Annotated in this window: 11 protein-coding genes and 1 pseudogene; 10 read left to right on the forward strand and 2 right to left on the reverse strand. The window is 69.2% G+C overall.

Going from position 1 to position 13,090, the window contains the following annotated elements; all coding sequences use genetic code 11:
• Window positions 1–92 precede the first annotated feature (92 nt).
• Window positions 93–1,478: an NAD(P)/FAD-dependent oxidoreductase gene (locus AC0KS4_RS11155; RefSeq protein WP_225330537.1), complete on the forward strand. Its 1,386-nt coding sequence runs from the start codon at window positions 93–95 to the stop codon at window positions 1,476–1,478.
• Window positions 1,479–1,548: 70 nt separating this feature from the next.
• On the opposite strand, the gene AC0KS4_RS11160 is transcribed toward AC0KS4_RS11155, so the two are convergent.
• Window positions 1,549–1,971, reverse strand: coding sequence for a PaaI family thioesterase (locus AC0KS4_RS11160; protein ID WP_225330536.1), 423 nt, complete (start codon window positions 1,969–1,971; stop codon window positions 1,549–1,551).
• Between the two features lie 335 nt (window positions 1,972–2,306).
• On the opposite strand from AC0KS4_RS11160, the gene AC0KS4_RS11165 reads away from it, so the two are divergent.
• From AC0KS4_RS11165 to mbtN, 7 genes and pseudogenes are all read left to right on the forward strand, one after another.
• Window positions 2,307–2,726 carry a BlaI/MecI/CopY family transcriptional regulator gene (locus tag AC0KS4_RS11165; protein ID WP_238955859.1) on the forward strand — a complete coding sequence of 140 codons (420 nt, stop codon included), beginning with the start codon at window positions 2,307–2,309 and terminating at the stop codon, window positions 2,724–2,726.
• A gap of 14 nt (window positions 2,727–2,740) precedes the next feature.
• Window positions 2,741–3,691, forward strand: coding sequence for a M56 family metallopeptidase (locus tag AC0KS4_RS11170; protein WP_225341308.1), 951 nt, complete (start codon window positions 2,741–2,743; stop codon window positions 3,689–3,691).
• Between the two features lie 100 nt (window positions 3,692–3,791).
• Window positions 3,792–5,261, forward strand: coding sequence for an NADP-dependent phosphogluconate dehydrogenase (gndA, locus tag AC0KS4_RS11175; protein WP_238955860.1), 1,470 nt, complete (start codon window positions 3,792–3,794; stop codon window positions 5,259–5,261).
• A 39-nt stretch (window positions 5,262–5,300) separates the two neighbouring features.
• Window positions 5,301–6,737: a GuaB1 family IMP dehydrogenase-related protein gene (locus AC0KS4_RS11180; protein WP_225329248.1), complete on the forward strand. Its 1,437-nt coding sequence runs from the start codon at window positions 5,301–5,303 to the stop codon at window positions 6,735–6,737.
• 57 nt (window positions 6,738–6,794) lie between these two features.
• Window positions 6,795–7,049, forward strand: coding sequence for an acyl carrier protein (locus AC0KS4_RS11185; protein WP_238955861.1), 255 nt, complete (start codon window positions 6,795–6,797; stop codon window positions 7,047–7,049).
• Window positions 7,042–8,293: pseudogene (mbtM, locus tag AC0KS4_RS11190) on the forward strand (long-chain-fatty acid--ACP ligase MbtM). The gene AC0KS4_RS11185 and the pseudogene mbtM overlap by 8 nt, the downstream one beginning before the upstream one ends.
• Window positions 8,294–9,478, forward strand: a complete 1,185-nt coding sequence (gene mbtN, locus AC0KS4_RS11195; RefSeq protein ID WP_238955862.1) for a mycobactin biosynthesis acyl-ACP dehydrogenase MbtN — start codon at window positions 8,294–8,296, stop codon at window positions 9,476–9,478.
• On the opposite strand, the gene AC0KS4_RS11200 is transcribed toward mbtN, so the two are convergent.
• Window positions 9,436–10,068, reverse strand: a complete 633-nt coding sequence (locus tag AC0KS4_RS11200) for a GNAT family N-acetyltransferase (RefSeq protein ID WP_238955863.1) — start codon at window positions 10,066–10,068, stop codon at window positions 9,436–9,438. The genes mbtN and AC0KS4_RS11200 overlap by 43 nt on opposite strands.
• Window positions 10,069–10,375: 307 nt before the next feature.
• Here AC0KS4_RS11200 and AC0KS4_RS11205 point away from each other — a divergent pair, with 307 nt between their 5' ends.
• Window positions 10,376–11,746: a hemolysin family protein gene (locus tag AC0KS4_RS11205; RefSeq protein ID WP_225329242.1), complete on the forward strand. Its 1,371-nt coding sequence runs from the start codon at window positions 10,376–10,378 to the stop codon at window positions 11,744–11,746.
• Window positions 11,743–12,783, forward strand: a complete 1,041-nt coding sequence (locus tag AC0KS4_RS11210) for a hemolysin family protein (RefSeq protein ID WP_238955864.1) — start codon at window positions 11,743–11,745, stop codon at window positions 12,781–12,783. Before AC0KS4_RS11205 ends, AC0KS4_RS11210 begins: the two co-directional genes overlap by 4 nt.
• Window positions 12,784–13,090: the final 307 nt, after the last annotated feature.

Raw genomic sequence — 13,090 nt, forward strand, 5'->3', positions numbered from 1 at the left:
GTTGTGAGTTGGGTTTCGGGGTATCCGCCTGACTAGCGTGGTTGCTAATCGCAGTCGCGCGTCCAAAAGCCCTCGTCAGGAGCAGCGGAAACATGAGCCCCCAGCCAGGTACCAAAGCTGGACCGGAGCGTCGCCATCAGGTCGTCATCATCGGGTCGGGCTTCGGCGGGCTCAACGCTGCCAAGAAACTCAAGCACGCGAACGTCGACATCAAACTGATCGCCCGCACCACGCACCACCTCTTCCAGCCGCTGCTGTACCAAGTGGCGACCGGCATCGTGTCCGAGGGCGACATCGCCCCGCCCACCCGGGTCGTCCTGCGTCGGCAGCGCAACGTCCAGGTGTTGCTCGGCGACGTCACCCACATCGACTTGGACGGCAAGTTCGTCGTGTCGGATCTGCTCGGCCACACCTACGAAACCCCTTACGACAGCTTGATTGTCGCCGCCGGCGCGGGCCAGTCCTACTTCGGGAACGACCATTTCGCCGAGTTCGCCCCGGGCATGAAGTCGATCGACGACGCGCTCGAGGTCCGCGGGCGGATCCTGAGCGCCTTCGAACAGGCCGAGCGGTCCCGTGATCCGGAACGACGCGCCAAGCTGCTGACGTTCACCGTGATCGGTGCCGGCCCCACCGGCGTCGAAATGGCCGGGCAGATCGCGGAATTAGCGACCTACACGCTTAAAGGCTCGTTCCGCCACATCGACTCCACCAAGGCGCGCGTGATCCTGCTCGACGCCGCCCCCGCGGTGCTTCCGCCCTTCGGCGACAAGCTGGGTCAGCGGGCCGCCGACCGGCTGGAAAAGATGGGCGTGGAGATCCAGCTGGGCGCCATGGTCACCGACGTCGACCGCAACGGCATCACCGTCAAGGACTCCGACGGCACGGTCCGGCGCATCGAATCCGCTTGCAAGGTCTGGTCCGCCGGCGTTTCGGCCAGCCCGCTGGGCCGCGACCTCGCCGACCAGTCGACGGTCGAACTCGACCGGGCCGGACGCGTCAAGGTGCTGCCCGACCTGTCCATCCCGGGCCACCCCGACGTGTTCGTCATCGGCGACCTGGCCGCGGTCGAAGGCGTGCCGGGGGTAGCCCAGGGCGCCATTCAGGGCGCCAAGTACGTCGCGAGCACGATCAAGGCCGAACTCGACGGCGCCGACCCGGCCGAGCGGGAACCGTTCCAGTACTTCGACAAGGGATCGATGGCCACGGTGTCGCGATTTTCCGCGGTGGCCAAGATCGGTCCGGTCGAATTCAGCGGCCTGTTCGCCTGGTTCGCGTGGCTGGTCCTGCACCTGGTCTACCTGGTCGGGTTCAAGACCAAGATCAGCACGCTGCTGTCGTGGACGGTGACGTTCCTGAGCACCCGACGGGGTCAACTCACCATCACCGAGCAGCAGGCGTTCGCCCGCACCCGGCTCGAACAGCTGGCGGTGCTCGCCGCGGAGACCAAGCGCCCGGTCGCCCGACGGGCCAGCTAGCCGCGCGCCGTCGCCAGTCCCGTTGCGGGACCTAGGTATTCGGCGATCGCGCAACCGGAGTGCCCTGCGATCAGCCTTCGCGAAGCTCGAGGTTCTGCAGTCGCACCTGGCCGCGGGCAACCACGCGATCGTCGTCGTCGGTGATGGTGACCAACCACAATTGCTGGCGCCGGCCGCGGTGAATCGGTTCGACCCTGCCGTAGACCATGCCCGAGCCGATGGAGCGCAGGAAGTCGGTGTTGTTGTTGACTCCCACGACATTTCCGCCACCGCGGGTGGCCAGCCAGGTGTAGGCCGCCACGCTGGCCATGCTTTCGATCATCGAGCAGTAAACGCCGCCGTGCACCAGACCCATCGGCTGCAACAGCTTGGGCGTGACCTCGAGTTGGGCGCGGGCGCCGTCGGGGCCGAGTTCGGTGAACTGCAAGCCGATCTCGCGGTCGAAGGGCGCGGAGAAATGCGGCGGGATGATCGTTTCCTGCGGCTCTGGCACGCCCCTGTGTCTACACCATCGCGTGCGGGACGGCTTTGGCGGCAGCACAACTCGCCGGATATACCCCGAAAACGGCTGAGCCCCGTGCACTAGGCACGGGGCTCGCCGATCGAGTAGACCGGGGGTCACTGCAGCCCTCAGGACTCTCACGCGGTCCGTTATCGCTCGACTGGATTAGCATAGGCAAGGCTGCCCTAACTTTGCAAGGGGTATTGTTCGACTTGTTCGCGCCGGGGCGCGACGGCGGGCCGGCACAGAGATTCGTCAGCTTTCCGTACGACGGTCGGTAGTAAGCGGGAGTAGTCTGGTTTCGACGCTCAGGAGATGAACGAACTATGGCCAAACTGACACGGCTGGGGGATCTGGAACGGGCCGTCATGGACCATCTGTGGTCCACGCCCGAGCCTCAGACGGTTCGCCAGGTCCATGAGGCGTTGGCGGCCCAGCGCGACCTTGCCTACACCACGATCATGACCGTGCTGCAGCGGCTGGCCAAGAAGAACCTGGTCTCCCAGATCCGTGACGACCGCGCGCACCGGTACGCCCCCGTGCACGGCCGCGACGAACTGGTCGCCGGGCTCATGGTGGACGCACTGGCCCAGGCCGAGGACTCCGGGGGCCGGCAGGCCGCGCTGGTGCACTTCGTCGAGCGCGTCGGCGCCGACGAGGCCGCGGCGCTTCGGCGCGCGCTCGCCGAACTGGAAGCCAATCAACGCAACAACTCGCCATCTGCTGGCGCAGCCCCGGAGGGCTGAGGGACACTAACAGTGTGTCCGCGCTGGCTTTCACCATTCTCGCGGTGCTACTGACCGGCCCCGTGCCGGCCATGTTGGCACGCGCGCGCTGGCCGCTGCGCGCCCCCCGTGCCGCCATGGTGTTGTGGCAAGCCGTCGCGCTGGCCGCGGTCCTGTCGGCCTTCAGCGCCGGGATCGCGATCGCCACCCGGCTGCTCATGCCCGGTCCCGACGGGCGACCCACGACCAGCATCGTCGGCGCCGCCGACCGGCTCGGATGGCCGCTGTGGACGGCATACATCGGGGTTTTCGCGCTAACCGTGCTGGTCGGCGCCCGATTGATGGTCGCACTCGCCCGGGTGGCCATCGCCAATCGCAAGCGACGGGCCCATCACCGCATGGTCGTCGACCTGGTCGGAGTCGGCCACGACGCGGCGCTGTCCCAGTCCTGCACCCGCAGGCGCGACCTTCGCGTACTGGATGTCCCGCAACCGCTCGCCTACTGCCTGCCGGGTGTGCGCAGCCGGGTGGTGGTCAGCGAAGGAACGCTGAGCACGCTCGCCGACGCCGAAGTCGCCGCCATCCTCACCCACGAACGGGCCCACCTGCGGGCCCGGCATGATCTGGTGCTCGAGGCGTTCACCGCCGTGCACGCCGCCTTCCCGCGGGTGGTCCGCAGCGCCAACGCGCTGGGGGCCGTCCAGCTTCTGGTCGAGCTGCTCGCCGACGACGCGGCGGTGCGCGCCGCCGGCCGCGCTCCCCTGGCCCGGGCACTGGTCGCCTGCGCGTCGGGGCGGGCGCCGTCGGGCGCGCTCGCGGCGAGCGGCCCCAGCACGGTGCTGCGAGTGCGCCGGCTGGGCGGACGCGGCAACAGCGCCACGCTGTCGGCGGTCGCGTACCTTGCCGCGGCGGCGGTCTTCGTGGTGCCCACCATCGCGCTCGCCGTGCCCTGGCTCACGGAGCTGGAACGCCTCTTCAACCTCTGACGCCGCCGAGGGCCGATCACCCCGGGCGCGTGTCCATGCGCTGTGCCACAGTGTCACCGAAAGCTTTTGCGAAATGTTCTCCCGATTTGAGAGGCAAGACATGAGTTCGTCGGACACGCAGGCGGGTTCCCAGACCGGCACCGCGCAGATCGGCGTCACGGGCCTGGCCGTGATGGGGTCGAACATCGCCCGCAATTTCGCCCGGCACGGCTACACCGTGGCGCTGCACAACCGGTCGATCGCCAAAACCGATGCGCTGCTCAAAGAGCACGGCGGAGACGGCACGTTCGTGCGTACCGAGACCATCGCCGAATTCCTCGACGCGCTGGAAAAGCCGCGACGGGTGCTGATCATGGTCAAGGCCGGTGACCCGACGGACGCGGTGATCAACGAGCTCGCCGACGCCATGGAGGACGGCGACATCATCATCGACGGCGGCAACGCCCTCTACACCGACACCATCCGCCGCGAGAAGGCGATGCGCGAGCGCGGCCTGCATTTCGTCGGCGCCGGCATCTCCGGCGGCGAGGAGGGCGCGCTCAACGGCCCGTCGATCATGCCGGGCGGCCCGGCCGAGTCGTACAAGTCGCTGGGCCCGCTGCTCGAGGAGATCTCCGCGCACGTCGACGGGGTGCCGTGCTGCACCCACATCGGTCCCGACGGCGCCGGGCACTTCGTCAAGATGGTGCACAACGGCATCGAGTACTCCGACATGCAGTTGATCGGCGAGGCCTACCAGCTGCTGCGCGACGGCCTCGGCAAGACCGCCGGCGAGATCGCCGACGTGTTCGACGAGTGGAACTCCGGCGACCTGGACAGCTTCCTCGTCGAAATCACCGCCCAGGTCTTGCGCCAGACCGACGCCAAGACCGGCAAGCCGCTCGTGGACCTGATCCTCGACGAGGCCGAGCAGAAGGGCACCGGCCGGTGGACGGTCAAGTCCGCCCTCGACCTCGGTGTGCCCGTCACCGGCATCGCCGAGGCGGTGTTCGCCCGCGCGCTGTCGGGATCGGTCACCCAGCGCAAGGCCACCACCGGGCTGGCCTCGGGTGAGCTCGGTGAAAAGCCCACCGACGCACGGCAATTCACCGAGGACATCCGGCAGGCGCTCTACGCGTCGAAGATCATCGCCTATGCGCAGGGCTTCAACCAGATTCAGGCCGGCAGCGCCGAATACGACTGGGGCATCACGCCCGGCGACCTGGCCACCATCTGGCGCGGCGGCTGCATCATCAGGGCGAAGTTCCTCAACCGGATCAAAGACGCCTTCGACGAAGACCCCGACCTGCCGACGCTGATCGTCGCCCCCTACTTCCGCAGCGCCATCGAGGCCGCCATCGACGGCTGGCGCCGGGTTGTGGTGACCGCCACCCGGCTGGGCATCCCGATCCCCGGCTTCTCCTCGGCGCTGTCGTACTACGACGCGCTGCGCACCGAGCGGCTCCCCGCCGCGCTGACCCAGGGGTTGCGGGACTTCTTCGGCGCCCACACCTACGGGCGCATCGATGACGACCCCGACAAGCGCTTCCACACGCTGTGGAGCGGCGATCGCACCGAAGTGCCCGCCTAGCCGGGCCACACTGGAGGGCGTAAGGGGGCTTGGGTTGCGATGAGGTTTCTCGACGGGCACCGACCCGGATACGACTTGACCTACAACGACGTCTTCATCATGCCGAACCGCTCGGAGGTCGCGTCGCGGTTTGACGTCGACCTGTCCACCGGGGACGGCTCGGGCACCACGATTCCGGTCGTCGTCGCCAACATGACCGCGGTGGCCGGCAAGCGGATGGCCGAGACGGTGGCGCGCCGCGGCGGGCTCGTGATCCTGCCGCAGGATCTGCCCATCACCGCGGTCGAGCAGACGGTCGAGTTCGTCAAGGGCCGCGACCTGGTCCTCGACACCCCGGTGGTGCTCGAGCCCGACGACTCGGTGTCCGACGCGATGGCGCTGATCCACAAGCGGGCGCACGGGGTCGCCGTCGTCGCCTTCGAGGGCCGTCCCCTGGGACTGGTGAGCGAATCGTCCTACCTGGGCGTGGACCGCTTCACCCGGGTGCGCGACGTCGCGATGACCGACTTCGTCACCGCCCCGGTGGGCACCGAGCCGCGCAAGATCTTCGACCTGCTCGAGCAGTCCCCGATCGGTGTCGCGGTCGTCACCAATGCCGACGGCACGCTGGCCGGGGTGCTCACCCGCACCGGCGCCATCCGCGCCGGGCTGTACACCCCGGCCGTCGACGCGCGTGGCCGCCTGCGGGTGGGCGCGGCCGTCGGCATCAACGGCGACGTGGGGGCCAAGGCGCGCTCGCTGGTCGAGGCCGGAATCGATCTCCTGGTGATCGACACCGCCCACGGGCATCAGGTCAAGACGCTCGAGGCGATCCGGACGGTCGCGTCGCTCGATCTCGGCGTGCCGCTGGCGGCGGGCAACGTGGTCTCGGCCGAGGGCACCCGCGACCTGCTCGCCGCCGGGGCGAGCATCGTGAAGGTCGGCGTGGGCCCGGGCGCGATGTGCACCACCCGGATGATGACCGGGGTCGGGCGCCCGCAATTCTCGGCTATCGTCGAATGCGCTTCGGCGGCACGGGAATTGGGCGGGCATGTGTGGGCCGACGGCGGCATCCGCCATCCGCGCGATGTGGCGCTGGCGCTGGCGGCAGGCGCGTCCAACGTGATGATCGGGTCATGGTTCGCCGGCACCTACGAGTCGCCCGGCGACCTGATGCGCGACCGCGAGGACCAGCCGTACAAGGAGAGCTACGGCATGGCGTCCAAGCGGGCCGTGGTCGCCCGCAGCGGCGCCGACACGGCGTTCGACCGCGCCCGCAAAGCCCTGTTCGAGGAAGGCATTTCGACGTCGCGGATGGGGCTGGACCCCGCCCGCGGCGGCGTCGAGGACCTGCTCGATCACATCACCTCGGGCGTGCGCAGCACCTGCACCTATGTCGGCGCCGCGAGCCTGGCGGAACTGTACGAACGGGTCGTCGTCGGGGTGCAGTCGACCGCGGGCTTCGCCGAGGGGCATCCGCTACCGCTGGGCTGGTGACACGCGCCATGCAGTAAGGCTAGCCTTGCCTAATAAGGACTGCTAACCTACTGCGCCATGACCTCCTCTTCCCCTGCCGTCAGCGCCGAGCTGCTGAGCATCCTGCGCGACGACCTCAACGTCGACGCGTCCCGCCTGACCCCCGACGCCAGGTTGGTCGACGACGTCGGACTGGACTCGGTGGCCTTCGCCGTGGGCATGGTGGCCATCGAAGAACGGCTGGGCGTCTCGCTGTCGGAAGAGGAGCTGTTGAACTGCGACACGGTCGGCGACCTGCAGGCCGCGATCGCCGCCAAACACCGCAATGAGTGAGCTGGCCGCGGCGCTGACGGCCGCGATGCGCGGCGCCAACAGCGATCTGGTCGTCTTCGACCGCGAGTCCTCGGCCTGGCGCCGCCATCCGTGGCCCGAGGTGCACGGGATGGCCGAGGGCATCGCCGCCTGGCTGCTCGACCGGGGCCGGCCCGCCGCCGTGGGGCTGGTCGGCGAACCGACCGTCGAGTTCGTCGCCGCGATCGCGGGCGCGTGGCTGACGGGCCAACCTGCGCGGCCTCAATCAGCGGCTCTCGGTGACCCCCGCGGACGTCGGCTGCTCGTGGCTGCCGCTCTACCACGACATGGGTCTGTCCTTCTTGCTCGCGTCGTCGTTGGGGGGCATGTCGGTATGGCTCGCGCCCACATCGGCTTTCACCGCCTCGCCGTTTCGATGGTTGAGCTGGCTGTCGGAAAGCCGCGCGACGATCACCGCGGCACCGAACTTCGCCTACAACCTGGTCGGCCGGTACGCCCGCCGGGTCTCCGATGTCGACCTCGGCGCTGTGCGGGTGGCGATCAACGGCGGGGAGCCGATCGACTGCGAGGGATTCGAGCGCTTCGCGCAAGCGATGGGCCCCTTCGGGTTCGACCCCGGGGCGGCCACCCCGTCCTACGGGCTGGCGGAGTCGACGTGCGCGGTGAGCGTGCCCGCCCCGGGCACCGGGCTACGGTTCGCCGACGTCACCGACGAGACCGGCTCGCGCCGCCACGCGGTGCTGGGCGAGGCCATCCCCGGCACCGAGATCCGGATCTCGCCGCGCGACGGCGCGCAGGGCGACATCGGTGAGATCGAGATCCGCGGCGCGTCGATGATGGACGGGTACCTGGGCCACGCCCGCGTCAATACCGAAAACTGGTTTCCCACCGGCGATCTCGGCTTCCTTGCCGACGGCGGCCTGGTGGTGTGCGGCCGCGCCAAGGAGCTCATCACCATCGCCGGGCGCAACATCTTCCCGACCGAGATCGAGATGGTCGCGGCCGGGGTCCGCGGCGTGCGCGAAGGCGCCGTGGTGGCGCTGGCCACCGGCGAACGTTCCGCGCGCCCCGGCCTGATCGTCGCCGCCGAATTCCGGGGGTCAGATCAGGCGGCCGCGCGCGCCGACGTCATCGCGCGCGTCGCATCCGTGTGCGGCGTCGTTCCCTCCGACGTCATCTTCATGGCCCCGGGGTCGTTGCCCCGAACGTCGTCGGGCAAACTGCGCCGCCTGGAAGTGCGGCGCTCTCTAGAGACGGTGGATTAAGTGACGGCAACGCCTGAGACGACCGCAACCGACCTCGACGGCTACCGGGACCTGCTGACCGACGCGTTCGACGAGCAAGTCCTGGCCTGGACGGCGGAAGCCGAAGCGCGGCAACGGTTTCCACGTGAGCTGATCGAACACCTCGGCGCCCGCGGAGTTTTCCGCGAGAAGTGGGGCGACGGCCCGCTGCCCGACGTCGGCAAACTGGTCGAGCTCGCCTTCGCCCTCGGCAGGTTGTCCTCGGCCGGCATCGGGGTGGGCGTCAGCCTGCACGACTCGGCGATCGCCGTCCTGCGCCGGTTCGGCAAGTCGGACTACCTGCGGGACATCTGCGAACGAGCGATCCGCGGGCAGGCCGTGCTGTGCATCGGGGCCTCCGAGGAGTCCGGCGGCTCCGACCTGCAGATCGTCGAGACCGAGATCTCCTCTCGGGAAGGCGGTTTCGACGTCCGCGGGATCAAGAAGTTCGTCTCGCTGTCCCCCATCGCCGATCACATCATGGTGGTGGCGCGCAGCGTCGACCACGACTCGTCCAGCAGGCACGGCAACGTCGCGCTGGTCGCGGTGCCGACGGCCCAGGTCAGCGTGCAGCGGCCCTACGACAAGGTTGGCGCCGGGCCGCTGGACACCGCCGCCGTGCACATCGATACCTGGGTTCCCGCCGACGCCCTGGTGGCGCGGGCCGGCACCGGGCTGGCGGCCATCAGCTGGGGACTGGCCCACGAGCGGATGTCGATCGCCGGTCAGATCGCGGCGTCGTGCCAGCGGGCGATCGGGATCACGTTGGCCCGCATGATGTCTCGACGCCAGTTCGGTCACACGCTGTTCGAACACCAGGCGCTGCGCCTGCGGATCGCGGATTTGCAGGCGCGCGTCGACCTGCTGCGGCATGGCCTGCACGGCATCGCGGCGCAGGGCCGGCTGGATCTGCGCGCGGCCGCGGGAGTCAAGGTGACCGCGGCCCGCCTTGGCGAGGAAGTGATTTCGGAATGCATGCACATCTTCGGCGGGGCGGGTTACCTCGTCGACGAGACGCCGCTGGGCGAATGGTGGCGCGACATGAAGCTCGCCCGGGTCGGTGGCGGCACCGACGAGGTGTTGTGGGAGTTGGTGGCCGCCGGAATGGCGCCCGATTACGGCGGCTATGCGTCCCTGGTCGGCGATGCCGGGGCTTCCAGCGCGTAGAGCGCCATGCGCCGGTTCGTCGTGTCGTGCTCGCCGAGGAACTCGCATCCGACGTACTCGCACAGCCTGCGCGCGGCGGTGTTGCGGTGATCGGGATCGAACATGATCCGGCGGCACCGCGGCTCCATCGAAAAGGCGCTGGCCACGATCCGGGGCAACAGCATCGGGCCCAGGCCCCGGTTCACCAGCTTCACATCGGCGATGGCGGCGTGCAGCCCCAGGTCGTAGGGCTCGGCGTCGTAATAACGTGAGATGAGATCCCTTGCGCCCCAATACAGTTCGAGGTAGGCGCAATCCGCGCCGCGCACGTTCCCGATCAACGGCAGGGAGTAGGTGCCCCCGAGTTGGGCGTCCAGGTGCTGCCGCCAGCGCGGCGTCGGCCAGTCGTACTCCCACGCCTCGGCCAGATGCGGCTGGTTCATCCACTCGGCCACCATGTCCGCATCGGCAAGCTGCGCGACGCGCAGCGCGAAGGGGGCATCCAGAGAGGGCGTGGGTGGCCGGGGGATCTGTGCGACGTGGTCGGCGATGTCGAAGCGCTCGCGGGGCAGGATGTGAACGGACGGCGTTTCCGGTGGGGCGTCGGACATAGTGCGCAGAGCGTACCTGAGTAAGGGTAGGCATACCGTAGTTGCCCCGGGCCGGCGGTCGCTTCCGGCGCCGGCACCAGCGTCGCGGCGGCGTCGCCGCCGCAGGGCCGAAACCCGGGCTAGCATAAGGCAGCAAAGACGGAAGCAACCGCGTCCGCCCGCGACCAGGCAGCGAAAGGATCGACGTGCCGCAGGCACCCGTGCAGGCCATCGGCTTGCCGGCGCACGGGCCGTCGGACGAGCCGCCCGATGCGGAGCCTCCCCCGGTCACCGCCTCGCCACATTCGATCCGCGGGCGGCGTGATTCATGAACGTCACCGTCACCGTGATCAGCATTGTGGCGATCGCGGTGCTGATCTTCGGCAACGCCGTGTTCGTCGCCGCCGAATTCTCGTTGACCACCCTGGACCGCAGCGCGGTCGAGGCAAACGCCCGCGGCGGCGGCCGCCGCGACCGCTGGATCCGCCGCGCGCATCAGCGGCTGTCGTTTCAGTTGTCGGGCGCGCAGCTCGGGATCTCCGTCACGACGCTGGCGGCCGGTTACCTGACCGATCCGATGGTGGAGGACCTGCCGCACCCGTGGCTGGACGCGCTCGGTATCCCCGACAGGGTCGGCGACGCGATCATGGCCGTCCTGGTGCTGGTGATCGTGACGTCGGTGTCGATGGTGTTCGGCGAGCTCGTCCCGAAATATTTGGCGGTGGCGCGACCTCTGTCGACCGCCCGCGCCGTCGTGGCCGCCCAGCTGCTGTTCTCGCTGCTGCTGACCCCGGCGATCCGATTGACCAACGGCGCGGCGAACTGGATCGTGCGCCGGCTGGGCATCGAGCCCGCCGAGGAGCTGCGGTCCGCCCGGTCGCCGCAAGAGCTGTTGTCACTCGTGCGTTCGTCGGCGCGCAGCGGCGCCCTGGACGCCCCGACAGCCGCCCTGGTGCGCCGATCATTGCAGTTCGGCACCCTGAGCGCTGAGGAGCTGATGACACCGCGGTCCAAGATCGTGGCGCTGCAGACCGACGACACGGTGGCCGACCTGGTGACCGCGGCCGCCGAGTCCGGGTTTTCCCGCTTCCCCATCGTCGACGGTGACCTCGACGAGACCGTCGGCATCGTGCACGTCAAACAGGTGTTCGCGATCCCGCGGGCCGACCGGGTCCGCACGCTGCTGACGACGGTGGCCCAACCCGTGGCCGTGGTGCCGTCCACACTGGACGGTGACGCGGTGATGGCCGAGATCCGGGCCAGCAGCCTGCAAACCGCGCTCGTCGTCGACGAATACGGCGGCACCGCGGGCATGGTGACCCTCGAGGACTTGATCGAAGAGATCGTCGGCGATGTCCGCGACGAGCACGACGACGCCACTCCCGATGTGGTGCCCGCCGGCACCGGCTGGCGGGTGTCGGGCCTGTTGCGCATCGACGAGGTGGCCGCCGCCACCGGCTTCCGGGCGCCCGAAGGACCCTACGAGACGATCGGCGGGTTGGTGCTGCGCGAGATCGGTCACATCCCGGAGGCCGGTGAAACGGTGAAGCTTCCCGGGCTGGACGCCGACGGGCTGCTCGACGCGGTGACGCGCTGGCAGGCGCGGGTCATCCGGATGGACGGCCGCCGTATCGACCTGCTCGAGTTGACCGAACTCAGCGGTCACGGCGACATTCCCGCGGCGGAAGGACGCCGATGAGCGAGACCATGGGCGTGCTGCTGGCGTGCCTGCTGATCGCGGTGAACGCGTTCTTCGTCGGGGCGGAGTTCTCGCTGATCTCGGCGCGGCGCGACCGCCTCGAAGCGCTGGCCGAGCAGGGCAAGGCGGCCGCCGTCGCGGTGATCCGCGCCGGCGAGCAGCTGCCGTCCATGCTGGCCGGCGCGCAACTGGGCGTCACGGCCGCGTCGCTGCTGCTCGGCCGGATCGGTGAGTCGGCGGTCTCCGACCTGTTGCAAACGGCGCTCGGGCTGACCGCGATTCACCCGGCGCTGCTGCACACGTTGTCGTTCGTGATCGCCCTGGCCATCGTGGTGACGCTGCACGTGCTGCTGGGCGAGATGGTGCCCAAGAACATCGCGTTGGCCGGTCCGGAGCGCACGGCGATGCTGCTCGTCCCGCCGTATCTGGCGTACGTGCGGGTGGCCCGGCCGTTCATCGTGTTCTACGACAAGTGCGCCAGCGTGGTGGTGCGCGCGCTCGGCGTCGAGCGCAAGGAGGAGCTGGAGATCACGGTCTCGCCCGTCGAGCTGAGCGAGATGATCGCCGAGTCCGCGTCGGAAGGCCTGTTGGACCAGGAGGAGGGCACCCGGCTGGCCCGGGCGCTGCAGATCCGTCACCGCGTGGTCGGCGACGTGGCGGTGCCCCTCTCCGGGGTGCGCGCGGTGCCGGTGGCCGCGGCGGGCAAGGGCCCCACCGTCGGCGCGGTCGAGGAAGCCCTGGCCCAGAGCGGCTACTCCCGCTTCCCCGTGGCAAACGTCGACGGCAGCTTCGTCGGCTATCTGCACATCAAGGACGTGCTGACGCTCGACGACGGTCCCCAGACGGTGATCGATCTGGCAAAGGTGCGGCCCTTGCCGGGGCTGCCGCGGTCGCTGCCGCTGGCCGAGGCGTTGTCGCGGCTGCGCCGCAACAACAGCCACCTGGCGCTGGTCACCGACGAGATCGGCGCCGCGGTGGCGATGGTGGCGATGGAAGACCTGGTCGAAGACTTCGTCGGGACGATGCGCGAGGCCTAGCCGCACTGGCCCGACGGTTCCGACCGCGCGCAGCCCGTATGATCTTTCACGGCTACCAGTTAAGAAAATGCTGGAGGGCGCTGGAGGGCAGCACGCCGCTTGCGCACGGAATGTGCGTTGCTGGACATCGATTCCGGTGACCGCCGCAGCATCATTCTTGGGGCTGTCAGCGTGTCTTGACCTGCTGTGGCGGGTCGACGGATAACGCTCGCCAGGCTGCGCTCGGTAGGCTGATGACATAGCTAATTTGGGCCTTTCTGGCCCATGGACGGCCCATGGACGGTCCAGGGCGGCCCATGACGGAGGA

The sequence above is a fragment of the Mycobacterium sp. NTMscope_MAC_12 genome (genome assembly GCF_976985675.1).